The sequence below is a fragment of the Allofrancisella inopinata genome, from assembly GCF_012222965.1.
Lineage (GTDB): Bacteria > Pseudomonadota > Gammaproteobacteria > Francisellales > Francisellaceae > Francisella > Francisella inopinata.
On record NZ_CP038241.1, the window covers coordinates 1,735,393 to 1,750,491 of the forward strand.

A 15,099-nucleotide genomic window follows, 5' to 3' on the forward strand; every position below is an offset into this window, starting at 1 on the left:
GGAATACTATACAATCCATCATCTTCGTAATTGACACGGGGCCTTTTAACTTAACCACCAAAAGACTTTGTTTTAGTGTTTATAATTTCATAACATTTATCTGTTAACTCTGATACATTATATGCTTTAGGGTCTATAGCAGGCTCAAAAGACATTCTAGCAATTCCAGGTTTTATAAAGTCACCTTTTTTACGACCAAAATAAATCCCGAAATTATGTGCTACTGGTATTATGGGAGTCTTGGTTACTGTTGCAAGTTTTATAGCTGAACGTTGAAACTTAGGGTACTCACCTACAGGGACTCTAGTACCTTCAGGGAAAATTATTATACTTAAACCTTTATTTTTTATCCTGTCTTTTCCCTCTTCAATAACTTTTTTCATAGATGAGATGCCCTTATCTCTATCTATCCCTATTGCTTCAGCAAACTCATTTGTTTTACCAAATATAGGTTTTTCTAATAATTCTTGCTTCATAACAAAACAACATTTTCTAACCAACCCATAAAAAACAAAAGTTTCAAGCATCGATTGGTGTTTTGAGATATATATACAAGGAGTATTAGGAATATTTTCCTTGCCATCAATCTTTACATATATCTGTAAAATAATTAAAACTCCTAGCCTATACAAACATGACCATAACCAACATACAAAAAGCCTAACTTTCAAAGAAAATCCTAGTACACCAACTGTATTCATCAAAATACAACAGAACATAAGTACTATATATGCATATACTTTAAAAATTTGCATCCTCATCACTAATAAAGGATAGAGTATTTTTTTCATATAATAACCCTTAGTTAACCATTAAATTCTTTTGTTTTTTCATTAATAATTTTATGGCAAAGGCTTGTTAGCTCTTTTGAATCATAATCATTAGGGTCTATTCTTTTACCAAAATCCATCCTAGCTATACCCGGTTTAATAACTTCTGACCAACTTTTTGGGAAAAACCTACCAAAATTATGTGCTACTGGTATTATAAAAACATTTGCATCAGATGCCAGTTTCATAGCTGAACGTTGAAATTCTGGATACTCTCCTACTTTAACTCTTGTGCCTTCAGGAAAAATAACAACATTTATTCCATTTGCTAAGCTTTCTTTACCTTCTGTAACAACCTTTTTTAAAGATTCTCTAGGCTTATCTCTGTCTATAGCTATACTTCCTAAATTTTTCATAGCGGAACCAAATATAGGAGCATCAAAAAGTTCTTTTTTCATTATAAAGTGACATTTACCAATAAGTCCATAAAACATAAATGTCTCAAGCATAGACTGGTGTTTTGAGACGTAAATGCAAGAATAATCTCTATCTATATTAGCTCTACCTGTAACTTTTATAAAAACTTGTAAAAATATTAACATTCCTATCCAATAAAGATATGTCCAAACATAACATACAGCCATTCTCCAAGATAAGGGTAACTTTAAAAAAGCGAAAATATTTATAAGAATACTGCAACCACCAATTACAGCAAAAGAGTAAAGCTGAAAAGCAGTCATTCTTGACCACATTAAAATATTCCAAATCTTTTTTAGAAAAGATTTCATCTACCTGTCTCCATAAATATAGATGTTAAATACATAAGCTATATAATATTAGCCTTCTTCCTTAAAATGAATGCTACGAATAAAGTCGATATATGCTGAACTTGTTTCAGTATCGTAACATGACAACATTTTTACAGGCTAGTTATATTAAACGATAATTACCCAAAATAATCAGTTTTCTTGAGTACTTATTATACACTTTTTTGTGGAATATTTTTTGATAAAATTGCTTCTAATATCAAATAACTACAATAACACCTAAGATAGAAAGAGGCCTTTATCGATAAATTTATCTCTCTAAATATTTTAATTTATCTGTTACCGATGCCCAATTATCAGCATCTTCGCAAGGCTCACATTTTTCTACTATATTTGGCCATAAATTTGCTAATTCTTTATTTAAATCTAGCATTTGCTCTTCTTTTTCACTAAGATCATCACTAGACTTGATTGCACTAACAGGACATTCTGGTTCACATAAAGCACAGTCAATACACTCATCTGGATTTATAACCAACATATTTGGTCCCTCATAGAAGCAATCTACTGGACAAACCTCAACACAATCACCATATTTACATTTTATGCAGCTTTCTGTTACTACAAACGGCATTTTTAAATCCTTTATTTTTTCTGCGTTTTAAAAGAAACCCCAAAATTATACCATAGAAAATAAAAAGGTAAATGTTCTATTACTACGAATTAAAACCACCTAATAGAATAAAAAGTTATTTAAAATTAGCAATTTTGATGATTTATGGTAGTATAAGCTCAACAAAAACAAGCCAAAAATATACTTAATATAGAATTATGAAAGCAGCGTTTAACCCAAAAAAACTTATATCTATAACTACTATTTCTGTAGCTATACTTTTTTTAGTTATATACTTTATATCTATTTTTAATGGTCATAACACTATATGTAATCCTTTTATTTCTGGATGCTCAGATATAACTCACGCGGGTTTTTATCCACTTGAATCGTACATGTTAAAAGCTATTTTAATACCTACAGCAACACTTATGGCTATTATTTTCTTTTTTATAAAAGAATGGCTAGTACAAATTAGTGATTATAATAAATCTGTTATTAAGCAAGGTAAATTTATGCTTTTCTTAGCAGCTATAGGCTGTGCGGGTTTAGTTATTGGTACATCTGTTATCGATGGGGATAATACTCCTTTGCAATTTCATATAAAGTGTGTGGCTATATTTTTTGTATCTATGACTATCTGCCAAGTATGGTATAGCATAGTTGAATATAGATATTCTCATAAGGTTAACAGAAATCCTATATTTATCAGATACTTTTGTTTAGCTATAACAGCAATCACCTCCATTGCTTCTATTTTTATGGCACCAACTTATGAAAATCAAAGTGTCGTTGAATGGTGGGGGGTGTATGCTTTGGTTTTGTGGTTTTGGACCTTTTCTATAAATAAAAAAGTAGTCTCTGCTTAATATTAAAAGGGATTAGCCTCAGAAACTAACTTTTTTCTAAAATGTATAACGTGAAATTCTGCTTTTGTTTAGAGTATCTACCAACTCTATCTATAGTTATACACTCTTGTTTACCTACCGTATAGCCGAGAGATTTAAGATAAGCATCATTATCTTTGGTATTACAGTCAGAAAGGACACCAAGTGAAACAGTATTCGTTGGAATTCTGGTATCTTCAAAGCTTCTATGTGCAGTCGCGATGTCTGAAATAAAAGGTGTAATGTATATAGAAAAATATCCTATAACATTTGTCAATGGCTGGTTTTCATTTTGTTGCCAAAATTCTTCTGCCTTTAGTGCTACATGGTTTGACAATGTTCTAGGATCTTTCATCGGTGTGAAATACCCGAACAAATTATATACTATAAAAATTAGAAGTTGGAAACAAAGAACTACATTCACTATTTTTATTAATGAAAACTTATTTATTTTTATATTTAATAAATAAAATATTGCTGGCAAAGTCAACGACATAATTGGAATTAACCAACCATATTCGATATGAACTTTATAAGTTTGTAAAGCAAAGAAAAATAATAAAGGATATATGCCATAGCAAACTAAAGGTTGTCTTAACCTTTTAAAAAAAGTTGTTTCGATGTTTTTTTCTATTCTGAATATACCTATTTTTAATAAAATCAAAATACATAATATTGGAACAGCAATAATACCAATTGTAGATAAGTTATTTAACTGTGCTAATAAAAAGTTGATTATAATATTATGATCTGTTGCACGTAATCCAGAGTATCTATTTAATGCGTAATTTATCAAAGCAAAGTTTGTATAAAATAACCACCAAATAAGTGGAATTAAGCTAACTATAAAAATCCAAAAAGAAATAAAAACTTTACTCAAATACTCTCTTTTGTAATTAAAAACTAGATAAAGTGCTAAACATAAAATAATTAACCCCATTTCTAGCTTAGCATATAACCCTAGTGCACATACCAAGCCAAGTGTAATCCAATAAATAACTTTATTGCTTCTCATGGCTAAAGTGAAATAATAGCAAGACATTACCCAAAATGGCAAAACTATAGAATTTTGACTATAGTCAACAAAATTTAAAGCTGTGTAAATACCTCCGCAGCTACTGAGTATAATGATAACAATAGACTCATTTTTTGACATAAAAAGCTTAGTTACTTTATAGGTGTAAAGTAGAGTCACTAACAAACAAATACTGCTAGCTAATAAATTTGCTACCATAGTAGAGGGTGGAAAAGGCAATACTAACTTTATAAAAAATGCCCCTAAGAATGGATGCTTATCAAAAGCTATTTGCAGATGTTTTGACCACGCTATATTTTCTGCGACATCTATAGGTAGTGCGTTTGCATCGTATATCAAAAGGCTTAGCCCAATCCAGATAAGCAGATAAAAGAAAAAATACGTAGTGATTATAACTTTATTTTGTGACAATAATTTTCTCATGGATGCTCGTAAAGTTTATATTTTTTAAGTGAAAAATAGAGTAAATTACAGGGTATACTAAAGTAAATCCTCAACAATCTCAACTGCTAAAGTTAAGTATAAGTAGAAAGGTAATATTTCTATCATAAAATATCAGTTCTAGGATTTAAAGTAGATAGAGTTTTATAAATTACTCTTAAGTAATTAGAAAATATTTTAAATACATGTTGCCCAGGATTATTTATAATAGTAAAAAATGGTGAAAAATTTGCTTAATATGATTAGCATTATTCAAAGAGTTAGTTCTGCTAGTGTTATAGTAGATGATACAACTATTGCTAAAATAGACCAAGGTATTTTAGCTTTGGTATGCATTGAAAAAGAAGACAATAGCAATAATTTTAACAAGATAGCTGATAAAATCCTAAAATACCGTATATTTGAGGATGAAGCTAACAAAATGAACTTATCACTACAAGATATTCGTGGAGGAATTATCCTAGTTCCACAGTTTACCTTAGCAGCTAATACTACTAAAGGTAATCGTCCTAGCTTTAGTGATGGTTGTCCTCTAGCTATTGCTAAGGACAAATTTGAAAACTTATTACAAATATTTAGAGATAAATACCCAAACACACAAGCAGGAGTATTCGGGGCTGATATGAAAGTTTCATTAATAAATGATGGTCCTGTAACTTTTAGTTTTAAGGTGTAAAAGATGCAGAAAAAAATTTGTATAATAGGCGGTAATGGTGAAATGGGACAGATGTCGCAATACATTTTTACAAAATTTTTACCAGAATATAAGCTTACTATTTTTGGTGAAGAGGATTGGGATAACCCTAAAAATAAGCTTGCTAACCAAGATATAGTTATACTATCTGTGCCTATATATTTAACAGAAAAAATCATTAAAAAAGTTATTCCATACCTTTCTCAAGGGACTATACTGACAGATTATACAAGTATAAAACAAGAGCCTTTGGATGCTATGTTAAAGTATTATGATGGACCTGTGGTTGGACTACATCCAATTTTTGGACCAACTATAAAACACCCAGATAAACAAGTAATTGTAGTTTGTGAGGGTAGGTATCAAGAGCAATATAAATATTTTATTGATGATTTGACCAAGATTGGTTTTTCTATCGAAAAAATGACCGCCAAAGATCATGATAAGGCTATGACTTTTATTCAAGGGATCGAACATTTTAGCGTGTATTGTTTAGGTATGTTTCTAAGACATAAGGGTATCGATATTCGAAAGATGCTGAAACTTGCAAGTCCTGTATATAAAATGGAGTTAAACATAGTCGGCAGGCTATTTAGCCAAGGACCTGGATTGTATGCTGATATTATTATGTCTGATGAAAGTAGACAAAAGGCTATCGCTGAGTTTGCTGAGTTTGTCGCTGAAAATTCAAAAGATATCATCAAAGGTGATAAGCAAGCTTTTATAGAAAATTTTAAAGCTGTAAAGCAATGGATGGGCAATTTTGCTGAACAAGCATATAAAGATAGTGATAGGTTGCTGCTTAAAAAAAATTAGAGACTTTTCAATTAACTGTGTAAACACTTACATGTGTGATTCATAGAGATAGTTTCAATAATAAGTGTTAAAATTAGCTTGTTATGGAAGCTGAAATCAAAGCCAGGTTAACCTGGGTCAAATTATACGAAGAAATTAAAGATGCAGGCTATATTTGTCGATGTTGCGGTATATCAAGACCGACCTTAAGAAAGTGGGTTAATAGATATAAAGAGCTCGGTGAAGCTGGTTTAAATAATCAAAGTAAGCGTCCAATAAACTCTCCCAATAGAAAAGTAGATGAAAGTATTAAACTTGAAATACTCGCTTTAAGAACTGGAGTTACGGACTTTTAAATTTAAGCAGTCATTTTGAGTATTTTTTTCATTTTTATAATTTCCCTATGACTCGCTTGATTGGCGGCGATTAACATTTTCCTTTTCAACGCATAGTGATTTTTATTTGAAGCAAGTTTTAGTTTTTCAAGTTCAATAAATGCACCTATAGATAAACCTATATGGTTAAGCTGAGTAGTAATTACAGATGTAGGTGATTTAGCAAGACTAGCGTTTTGTTTTATACTTCGATGATAAACTTCTATATTCCATCTTTTTTGATAGATATCTTCTATGTGGTTACTCTCTAGGTTTAGATCATTAGTAATTAAATAAATCTCACCTGTTGAATTGTCCCCGTTTTTGAAGACTTGGCGAGTAACCACAAGACTATATTTTATATCTTTTAAATAAATTTTCATAGCCTCATTTTCTAGCAATCCTAATTCATCTAACCTACAGTAGTTACCAGCAAGAGCATTAGCTTTACTCTTAGCAACTAAACGATTATTTGCTATACCTATTACATACGAGAGTTTATGTTTGTTAAAGAATTTCAAATTAGTTTTAGAAGCAAAATATCTATCAGCTACTATATAATCAAAACTAGAGAAATTCTTAATAATTTTCAATATCAGTTTTCTTGCCAGTTCATTAATTGTGTAGCGTGCTTTACGCTTTAAGCGCTCCATACCTGCTTTATCTTTTTCTACTACAAAGTTTTCCTTAGTTTGTACTTCAAAGCCTACAGGAATATTAGCATCTCCAACGTGGATTAAAGCACTAATAAGATTGATGCCTTTAACTGCTCTACCTACAGAATGATCATAAAACCAGTTTACTACCTCATTGACCATACTATCAGATTTAGGACTTATTGTATTGTCTATAGATAATATCTTTGGCTTATCTTTGTAGGCGTTTAAAATACTTTTACCTTTTAACCAGACATATTTACTTTCATAACTACCAACTTTTAACATCCGAGAAAAACTATCATGCTTTACTAGTTCATCTAACATACTTGAACACATTGTCGCACTTGCTTGGGAGTTTTGACATAATAAATATTCAGTATATAGATTGGCTAATTCACGTTGTTTCATTTTTAGAACATAACATAGTTGATGTAATTATAAATTAACACATAGAAAACTTTTTCGCTTTAACTTTTTCCCAAAAGTCCGTAACTCCAGTTAAGAAAGCGTAATCTTGGTGTTAGAAGAATACAAAGCCAACTACTTAGACAAAATAATCTTTCTTTATCATTAGCTACTATCCATAAGGTTTTAAAATCTGAAAGTATGCCAGATATTAGGAAGCTTAAAAGAAAAAAGAAATTTAAAAAATACAGTAGACCAATACCTGGAGATAGAGTACAAGTTGACACATGTAAAATAGCCCCTGGTATATACCAATATACCGCTGTAGACGATTGTTCTAGATGGAGAGTATTAAAGATTTATCCAAGGGCAACAGCAAAAAATACTTTGGACTTTATTGATATTATGTGTGAAGAATTTCCATTTGCTATTCAAAGAATTCAAACTGATAGAGGTAGAGAATTTTTTGCTATTGAAGTATAAAGGAAATTGATCTCATATGGTATTAAATTTAGACCAAATAAGCCTGGATCTCCTCATTTAAATGGTAAAGTGGAAAGATCTCAGAAAACCGATTTAGAAGAGTTTTATACACTAGCTGATCTATCAGAATTTAATGCTCTTCAAGACTCTTTAGCTGAATGGCAAATGTTTTATAACTGGCATAGACCTTATGGATCTCTTAAAAGATTATCTCCTACTGACATAGTTAGTAAGCTTAAAGATAAGACTCTTTTATGGGATGAAGTTAATGATTTATATGATCCTAAAAAAGAGCACATACAGGAGCCTGTTTATGCTGTGGAACTGGCTATGAGAAAGTTGAAACCATGTCTGTGAATCTCACAACTTACATGAGCCTTTCCATTTAACTGTGTAAATTCAGTTACATAAATCTCCGAATTCTATCCTCAAACTCAATAGCGAAATAAGGCATAGCCTCATTAGACTTCTTGCATAACCGATCTATATCTCGAAATTATAAATTCCAGCAATCAAATTAAACCTCAAACCAAATCTTCTTCTGTTTCTATAACGATCAGCAATAATTTTAAATCGCTTAACCATGCCAATGACATTCTCATTAAGAACACGTTGACTAGACAGTTCACAGTTTTTCTTTTTGTCTTCTTTGGTTAGTGGATTCTTCTTTGTTTTTTTCTTCGGCAATTCTTAATGCTGATGCAACTTATATATCCCTTGATAGCCCGTATCGGTGAGACTTTTAATCTCTGGGTGGATATGAACACCAGATTCTTTAAATAGTCTAAAGTCATGTCTCTTGCCATTGCAAAAATTGGTACAAATAATTTCCTTTTTCTTCCTATCCACGATAATTTGCGTCTTTAACGTATGTCGCTTCTTTTTGCCAGAATAAAAGCTTTTTTGTTTTTTTTAGGTCGTTCAATGGGTGTTTCTGTCGCATCTATCAGAACAACCTCATACTTAACATCACTTTTTAATAATGCCTTACGTCCAGGCAATGAGAATTGCCCATCTTTAATCAGAGTATCTTCAACCCAGCGTATATTACGATAACAAGTACTTTCACTTAGACCATAGCTGCGTGAAATATGAAAATATGTTCTATATTCGCGTAAATATTCCAGCGTCATAAGCAGCCTATCTTCTATAGACAATTTATTCGGCTTGCCTCCTTGTGCTTTTAGTTGGGATTGCGCTTCATTTAATATCTTTGTCATGACAGTAAAAGTAGTGCGTTTAACACCTGTAAGTATACGAAACCCTTCTGGTGACTCATCTTTAATCTGCTCAAATTTCACCAACATCATTCCTATAAAAATAAAAAGTTTAACCAATTCAGAAAGTTATGCAAGAGGTCTATTGAAACTATCTCTATGAATCACACACTTTTTCTAACTTTTTATAACATTCACCAGACTCTATAAGAGCTAAAATATTTTTAGTATTTTCTACTAAATTGTCTTTGTCAAAAAGTTTCATCGTTAAAGCAACATTAACTGCCACAGCATTATTTTGTGCTTGCGTGCCTTTACCTAACAATATTTGCTTTATAATTTGGGCATTTTCTGCTGGGGAGCCACCTTTAAGTTCTTTAATATCAAAAAGATCTATACCAAAATCACTTGGTTTTAGTATATATTCTTTTATATCATTTTTATCAACTTCAGCTACGTAAGTAACATCATGGATAGCTACTTCATCTAAACCACTTCCATGTACTACTATAGCTTTTTGTATATTCATTTGAGATAGAGTTTTTGCCATTGGCAAAATTAAATCTTTAGAATAAACCCCTATTAGAGCCTTTTTAGGGCGAGCAGGATTTATTAAAGGCCCTAAAATATTAAATATCGTTCTAGTTTTTAATATAGATCTAGCTTCTTTAACATATTTAAAACCATCATTATAAAAGGGAGCAAATAAAAAACCTAAGTTATTTTCTTCTATATTTTTTTTAGTTTTTTTAGGTGAAAGATTTATATCTACACCTAGCGTTTCCAACAAATCAAAAGAACCTGATTTACTAGAAACGCTTCTACTACCATGTTTTGCAACCTTAAAACCTGCTGTTGCAGCTACAATAGCAGCTGTAGTTGATATATTTATAGTATTAAAACCATCTCCACCTGTGCCTACTATATCTACGACATTATTATCCATTTCAGGAAATTTTTTAGCATTATCTATCAAAGCTTTTGCTGCTGCTGATATCTCTACTGGTGTTTCTTTTTTTAATTTAAGGGCGATTAAAATACTAGTTTGTAAAGCTACAGGGATTTCACCTTTTATAAAAAAATCAAATAACTGGTAGCTTTCTTCATACGTTAAGTCTTCTAAATTGTAAAGCTTATTTTTAATGCTATCTAAACTAATCATTTTGTACCCAATTTATAATATTTTTTAAAAGTTTTGTTCCTTGAGTTGTCATTATTGATTCTGGGTGAAATTGTAGACCACAAATTTTATTTTCATCATCGACTACAGCCATCACTAGATCATTTACTTCAGCTATAACTTTTAAATCTATAGGTACTTTAACAACTACTAGAGAATGATACCTTGCAACTGTAATAGGAGACTCTAAACCTTTAAAAATAATATGGTTACTGTGTTTAACTCTTGCTATTTTACCATGTACAATTTCATTAGCATGAGAAACAATGCCACCGTAAGCCTCAACAATAGCTTGATGTCCTAAACATATACCTATAACAGGTATTTTACCTTTTATCTGCGATATTAGAGGAATAATATTGCCAGCTTGACTAGGATTGCCTGGACCTGGAGATATAACAACTATAGGATTTTTTGTAGCAGTTATTTTTTCTAATAGAAACTCTAGTTCTAAATTATTCCTATAAACTTCTACTTGATTGCCTAAAGATTTAAATTCATCTACTAAATTATAAGAAAAAGAATCAAAATTATCTATAAATATAATATTAGCCATGTGCTTCTCCATGTACATTTTTAATAGCTGATATTACCGCTTGCGCTTTAGTCCTTGTTTCATCAGCTTCTGCTATTGGTATAGAATCTAAAACAACACCTGCTCCTGCTTGGATCTCAGCAACACCATTTTCAACGTAAGCAGAACGGATGACTATACAACTATCTAAATCACCATAACCATTTATGTACCCAACAGCTCCACCATAACTACCTCTTGTTTGCTGTTCAACTTCAGATATTAACTGCATAGCCTTTATTTTAGGTGCTCCAGTAAGGGTACCCATATTCATACATGCTTGGTAAGCATGTAAAGCATCCAAATCATCAGCTAATTGTCCAACAACTCTAGATACCAAATGCATTACATGGCTATATCTATCTACTTTCAATAAATCAGCTAAAAAACGTGTACCTGTCTTAGATATTCTAGCAATATCATTTCTTGCTAAATCGACTAACATCATATGCTCAGCATTTTCTTTAGTATCTAACCTAAGCTCTAACTCTATACGGTTATCTAAATCATGATTTATGCTGCCATCTGCATTTTTACCTCTAGGACGAGTACCGGCTATAGGATATATTTCTACTTGGTTAGTTTTAGTTTCATATTTTAAAGCACTTTCTGGAGACGCTCCAAATAATATAAAATCTTCATCTTGCATGTAAAACATATATGGACTAGGGTTTGTACGTTTAAGTTCTCTATAAACTTCTAAAGAATTTTGACATGGCAAATAAAAACTCCTCGATGGAACTACTTGAAATATATCGCCATTAACAATATGAGTTTTTAATTTATCTACCACATTACAAAATTCTCTGTCATTTATAGATATTTGTGGTTCTAAATCTTTTATTTTAGTTATTTGTGTTTGAAAATCATGATTAAGACTTTTCTTTATTTCTTCAAGACTTTTATCCAGTTGACTTTGTATTTTTTCATCAAAGCTATTTATCTGAATAAAAGTTTTCTTTTGCTGATGATCACTAACTAGAATAGTTTCTGCTAAATAAAAAACGTAGTCAGGACATTTGTTCTTTCTTTCTACTTTGCCTATATCTTCAAAATTTCCTACTAAATCATAAGCAAATAAACCAGCTAAAAATACACTATACTCATTAGTTATTTTAAAGCTATCCTTTATTAACCTTAAAGCATCAAATACAGAATTTTGCTTAAGTTTTTGATGCTCATCCAAATTAATAGATTTGTTTTTTTCAAAATTCAATATTAATTGATTTTCTGAAGTATAATTATGACTAATATTATTTTTTAGATTTTTAGCTATAGATTGTATTGCATATTCACCATTTTTTGACAAAGCTTTTATAACTACTTTATTGACTATACAAGATATTCTTAAAGCACTATCTATTACCAAAATGCTTTTTAATTTATCTTTAGTATTTATTTCTGCAGATTCTAATAAAATGTTATTTTTTTTACCAATACAACTATTAGCAAAACATTTATTTAAATCCTCTTGATAGTCGATACTGTAAATATGTGATGCTAAAAATTTTTCTGGCTCTTTAACTGACATTTATTCACCTACTTTTTAATATTTTCACTAAATATTTCTTTAACTCGTGTAGAGCAAACTTTTAAAGCATTAGAACATCTAGTGACCGTACAAATACTAATACCTATTTCTTTAGAAATTTCTCTTTGAGATTTAGATTTATTTATAAGCTCTTTAGTTAAAAGAACTCTCTTACTTAGCTGCTCTTTTTCTTCTTTTGTTAATAAAAAATCACAAATTATATTAATATCTTGTGGATCTGTATTTTCTGATAAAATATTAACTAGTTGTTGCCAGCCATCTTCAGTTATATTCATTACGTTAAAATTATTTATGTAATTTTGTAATGTTACACCATTACAAAATAAATAACAATAACTTTAAAAGACCGTGATTAAGCTAAATACCTCAAAGACAAATAAATTAAGGTTTAGTATTAAATATCAGAAGTAAAAAGGGGAAAAACTGAATTTAAAAACTAAACCTCAAGATAAAGATGGCGGAATGGACGGGACTCGAACCCGCGACCCCCTGCGTGACAGGCAGGTATTCTAACCAACTGAACTACCACTCCGTTATGGTGCCGACTGCCGGAATCGAACTGGCGACCTACTGATTACAAGTCAGTTGCTCTACCTATTGAGCTAAGTCGGCGACTATGAGTTAGTATTATAGCTTTTTTAAATTAACTGTCAACAAAGTTTTTATAATTTTTTCTAATTTAATGGAATAATATCATATTGATTGTAAATATGGCTACTTTCAGCTTTTAGGTGAATATTTTTACCTATTTCTAACTCCAACTCTCCAAGCCATATAGATTCTTCTTTTTGTATATAATCAATTATTTTTTCAGATGAAATTAATAAAAAGCCATTGTAATTAGGATAGTTTTTAGATTCAGATTTTACCTCTCTAAAAATATCATAACAAATTGTTTGTAGTGTTTTAGTACTACCTTTACCTTTACAACACTCACAAGGTTGACATAATGTCCTAGCTAGGCTTTCATGAACCCTTTTTCTGGTCATTTCAACTAAGCCTAGTTCCGATATGTCACTAACCTTTGTTTTTGCCTTATCAAGCTCTAATTCTTTCTTTAAAGCCTCTAAAACTTGGATTTTATGAGATTCATCCATCATATCTATAAAATCTATAATTATTATACCACCTAGATTTCTTAATCTAAGCTGTCTGGCTATTTCTTTTGTGGCTTCTAGATTTGTTTTAAAAATAGTTTCCTCAAGATTTTTAGAACCTATAAAACCACCTGTATTTATATCTATAGTTATCATAGCTTCAGTTTGCTCAATAACTAAATAACCACCAGATCTTAGATATACTGTTTTTTCTAGAGCTTTATTTATCTCAGAATCTATATCAAATTCTTCAAAAATATTGTGTTTTTGGTAAAGTTCTATTTTGTCTCTAAGACCAGGAATATATTTGTCCGCAAAGTGACAAATTTCTTTGTATGAATCAATATTATCAACTAATATTTTATTTAACTTATCATTAGCAAAAACATTTATAGTTTTAATTATTAAGCTAAAATCTTCATATACAACACCTGCTTTCATAATTGTACTAGAATTATCCAAAATATCTTGCCATAGGTTATTTAAAAATTTTATATCATTTTGTAAATCTTCAAAACTAGCTCCTTCAGCAGCTGTCCTTAATATATAACCTCGTGGATTTTCACTCATAGTTATTTTTTGTATTATTTGTATTAATCTTTGCTTTTCTTCTTGATTAGTTATTTTTAATGATACTCCTATATGATCTAAATCAGGTAAAAACACTAAAAATCTTGATGATACTGATAAATGAGAAGTAAGTTTAACCCCTTTATTACCTATACTCTCTTTGACTACTTGGACAAGTACTTCTTGACCCTCACGTAACCACTTATTGATATCTTCTTCGTTTAATTTGTTTAGCTTAACTTTTTCATCTTGTTCTTGATCTTCTTTTTCTAAAGGCAAAACTTCAGATAAATGTAAAAAACCTGCTTTTTCTAAACCTATATCAACAAAAGCAGCTTGCATTCCTGGTAAAACTCTTATTATTTTACCTTTGTAAATATTTCCTACTATTCTTTTTCTATCATCTCTTTCTATGAAAATTTCTTTTAAAATGTTATTTTCTTTGATAGCTATTCTTTGTTCATAATGGTTTATATTTAAAAATATTTCTGTATTTATAGACATTTCTTTAAAAGCTTTTTTTTATTAACATTTATTATATACAATTTTTTTTTATTTTCTTACAAGCTATTTTTTACTCTTACCTATTTATATAAAGTTATTTATTCTTTTTATATATTATTATTTATTATGCTAACAAAAATCTGTGGATACTTTTATGGAAACCTTTTAAATAAAGGGATTTATTAAAAGAATAAAAAAAGTATAAACATGTCAAAAGATACTAAAAAGAACCTGAATAAAAATGTGGATAAAAAACAAACTGTCTTACTAACAAATTTATCAACATATTTGTGAATAAGTTTAAAAACAATAAATTTAACAAACAATGAACAATTTAATTCACAAAATTATCCACAGACAGAAATAAACTTGTTTGCTAATTTTTTTTAGTTCGAATACAATCTAGAGCAATTTATTAAAAACATTTCGGGAAATACTAACCAAAATCTTTTTTTAATGGTTTTTGTTAATTTTTACACTT

14 protein-coding genes, 2 tRNA genes and 2 pseudogenes are annotated in these 15,099 nt (G+C 30.0%); 5 read left to right on the plus strand and 13 right to left on the minus strand.

The window, feature by feature from the left end; all coding sequences use genetic code 11:
- Window positions 1-50: 50 nt before the first annotated feature.
- The 3 genes from E4K63_RS08010 to fdxA form a co-directional block, all read right to left on the minus strand.
- The gene (locus tag E4K63_RS08010) at window positions 51-791 is read right to left on the minus strand and encodes a lysophospholipid acyltransferase family protein (RefSeq protein ID WP_133940938.1); all 741 of its coding nucleotides are present in this window, start codon (window positions 789-791) and stop codon (window positions 51-53) included.
- 14 nt (window positions 792-805) lie between these two features.
- On the minus strand, window positions 806-1,558 hold the full coding sequence (locus tag E4K63_RS08015; RefSeq protein ID WP_133940940.1) for a lysophospholipid acyltransferase family protein: 753 nt from the start codon (window positions 1,556-1,558) through the stop codon (window positions 806-808).
- 289 nt (window positions 1,559-1,847) lie between these two features.
- A complete protein-coding gene (gene fdxA / locus E4K63_RS08020) occupies window positions 1,848-2,171 on the minus strand; it encodes a ferredoxin FdxA (protein ID WP_133940942.1) in 324 nt (107 codons plus the stop codon).
- Between the two features lie 197 nt (window positions 2,172-2,368).
- On the opposite strand from fdxA, the gene E4K63_RS08025 reads away from it, so the two are divergent.
- Window positions 2,369-3,019 carry a Frag1/DRAM/Sfk1 family protein gene (locus E4K63_RS08025; protein ID WP_133940944.1) on the plus strand — a complete coding sequence of 217 codons (651 nt, stop codon included), beginning with the start codon at window positions 2,369-2,371 and terminating at the stop codon, window positions 3,017-3,019.
- Between the two features lie 25 nt (window positions 3,020-3,044).
- On the opposite strand, the gene E4K63_RS08030 is transcribed toward E4K63_RS08025, so the two are convergent.
- Window positions 3,045-4,496, minus strand: coding sequence for a glycosyltransferase family 39 protein (locus tag E4K63_RS08030; RefSeq protein ID WP_133940945.1), 1,452 nt, complete (start codon window positions 4,494-4,496; stop codon window positions 3,045-3,047).
- A 256-nt stretch (window positions 4,497-4,752) separates the two neighbouring features.
- Between E4K63_RS08030 and dtd the strand changes: the two genes are divergently transcribed.
- The 3 genes from dtd to E4K63_RS08045 all read left to right on the plus strand — a co-directional run bounded on the left by dtd (window position 4,753) and on the right by E4K63_RS08045 (window position 6,359).
- Window positions 4,753-5,190 (plus strand): D-aminoacyl-tRNA deacylase, encoded by a 438-nt coding sequence (dtd, locus tag E4K63_RS08035; RefSeq protein ID WP_133940947.1) that lies wholly within the window; start codon window positions 4,753-4,755, stop codon window positions 5,188-5,190.
- A 3-nt stretch (window positions 5,191-5,193) separates the two neighbouring features.
- On the plus strand, window positions 5,194-6,024 hold the full coding sequence (tyrA, locus tag E4K63_RS08040) for a bifunctional chorismate mutase/prephenate dehydrogenase (RefSeq protein WP_133940949.1): 831 nt from the start codon (window positions 5,194-5,196) through the stop codon (window positions 6,022-6,024).
- An 83-nt stretch (window positions 6,025-6,107) separates the two neighbouring features.
- Window positions 6,108-6,359, plus strand: a complete 252-nt coding sequence (locus E4K63_RS08045) for a helix-turn-helix domain-containing protein (RefSeq protein ID WP_133940951.1) — start codon at window positions 6,108-6,110, stop codon at window positions 6,357-6,359.
- Window positions 6,360-6,361: 2 nt separating this feature from the next.
- Here the strand turns inward: E4K63_RS08045 and E4K63_RS08050 are convergent, their stop codons facing one another.
- A complete protein-coding gene (locus tag E4K63_RS08050) occupies window positions 6,362-7,444 on the minus strand; it encodes an IS701 family transposase (RefSeq protein WP_179965672.1) in 1,083 nt (360 codons plus the stop codon).
- An 84-nt stretch (window positions 7,445-7,528) separates the two neighbouring features.
- Here E4K63_RS08050 and E4K63_RS08275 point away from each other — a divergent pair.
- Window positions 7,529-8,281: pseudogene (locus tag E4K63_RS08275) on the plus strand (DDE-type integrase/transposase/recombinase); the annotation flags it as partial.
- A 126-nt stretch (window positions 8,282-8,407) separates the two neighbouring features.
- On the opposite strand, the pseudogene E4K63_RS08065 reads toward E4K63_RS08275, so the two are convergent.
- From E4K63_RS08065 to E4K63_RS08100, 8 genes and pseudogenes are all read right to left on the minus strand, one after another.
- A pseudogene (locus tag E4K63_RS08065) lies at window positions 8,408-9,225 on the minus strand (IS5 family transposase).
- 73 nt (window positions 9,226-9,298) lie between these two features.
- Window positions 9,299-10,303, minus strand: a complete 1,005-nt coding sequence (gene trpD / locus E4K63_RS08070) for an anthranilate phosphoribosyltransferase (protein ID WP_133942269.1) — start codon at window positions 10,301-10,303, stop codon at window positions 9,299-9,301.
- Window positions 10,296-10,877, minus strand: coding sequence for an aminodeoxychorismate/anthranilate synthase component II (locus tag E4K63_RS08075; RefSeq protein WP_133942270.1), 582 nt, complete (start codon window positions 10,875-10,877; stop codon window positions 10,296-10,298). Before E4K63_RS08075 ends, trpD begins: the two co-directional genes overlap by 8 nt.
- Entirely contained in the window at window positions 10,870-12,426 is a 1,557-nt protein-coding gene (locus tag E4K63_RS08080; RefSeq protein ID WP_133942271.1) for an anthranilate synthase component 1, read from the minus strand. Before E4K63_RS08080 ends, E4K63_RS08075 begins: the two co-directional genes overlap by 8 nt.
- An 8-nt stretch (window positions 12,427-12,434) precedes the next feature.
- Window positions 12,435-12,722, minus strand: coding sequence for a trp operon repressor (gene trpR / locus E4K63_RS08085; protein WP_133942272.1), 288 nt, complete (start codon window positions 12,720-12,722; stop codon window positions 12,435-12,437).
- Window positions 12,723-12,902: 180 nt separating this feature from the next.
- Window positions 12,903-12,979 (minus strand) — tRNA-Asp (locus tag E4K63_RS08090).
- A 4-nt stretch (window positions 12,980-12,983) separates the two neighbouring features.
- Window positions 12,984-13,059, minus strand: a tRNA-Thr gene (locus tag E4K63_RS08095).
- A gap of 62 nt (window positions 13,060-13,121) precedes the next feature.
- Window positions 13,122-14,618 carry an Rne/Rng family ribonuclease gene (locus E4K63_RS08100; RefSeq protein WP_133942273.1) on the minus strand — a complete coding sequence of 499 codons (1,497 nt, stop codon included), beginning with the start codon at window positions 14,616-14,618 and terminating at the stop codon, window positions 13,122-13,124.
- Window positions 14,619-15,099: the final 481 nt, after the last annotated feature.

Bases quoted from the DNA above. Each gene is read 5' to 3' on its own strand.
- dtd (WP_133940947.1), top strand. From the start codon at position 4,753: ATGATTAGCATTATTCAAAGAGTTAGTTCTGCTAGTGTTATAGTAGAT.
- fdxA (WP_133940942.1), bottom strand. From the start codon at position 2,171: ATGCCGTTTGTAGTAACAGAAAGCTGCATAAAATGTAAATATGGTGAT.
- E4K63_RS08075 (WP_133942270.1), bottom strand. From the start codon at position 10,877: ATGGCTAATATTATATTTATAGATAATTTTGATTCTTTTTCTTATAAT.
- trpR (WP_133942272.1), bottom strand. From the start codon at position 12,722: ATGAATATAACTGAAGATGGCTGGCAACAACTAGTTAATATTTTATCA.
- E4K63_RS08050 (WP_179965672.1), bottom strand. From the start codon at position 7,444: ATGAAACAACGTGAATTAGCCAATCTATATACTGAATATTTATTATGT.
- E4K63_RS08025 (WP_133940944.1), top strand. From the start codon at position 2,369: ATGAAAGCAGCGTTTAACCCAAAAAAACTTATATCTATAACTACTATT.
- E4K63_RS08080 (WP_133942271.1), bottom strand. From the start codon at position 12,426: ATGTCAGTTAAAGAGCCAGAAAAATTTTTAGCATCACATATTTACAGT.
- E4K63_RS08100 (WP_133942273.1), bottom strand. From the start codon at position 14,618: ATGTCTATAAATACAGAAATATTTTTAAATATAAACCATTATGAACAA.
- E4K63_RS08015 (WP_133940940.1), bottom strand. From the start codon at position 1,558: ATGAAATCTTTTCTAAAAAAGATTTGGAATATTTTAATGTGGTCAAGA.
- trpD (WP_133942269.1), bottom strand. From the start codon at position 10,303: ATGATTAGTTTAGATAGCATTAAAAATAAGCTTTACAATTTAGAAGAC.
- E4K63_RS08010 (WP_133940938.1), bottom strand. From the start codon at position 791: ATGAAAAAAATACTCTATCCTTTATTAGTGATGAGGATGCAAATTTTT.
- E4K63_RS08030 (WP_133940945.1), bottom strand. From the start codon at position 4,496: ATGAGAAAATTATTGTCACAAAATAAAGTTATAATCACTACGTATTTT.
- tyrA (WP_133940949.1), top strand. From the start codon at position 5,194: ATGCAGAAAAAAATTTGTATAATAGGCGGTAATGGTGAAATGGGACAG.
- E4K63_RS08045 (WP_133940951.1), top strand. From the start codon at position 6,108: ATGGAAGCTGAAATCAAAGCCAGGTTAACCTGGGTCAAATTATACGAA.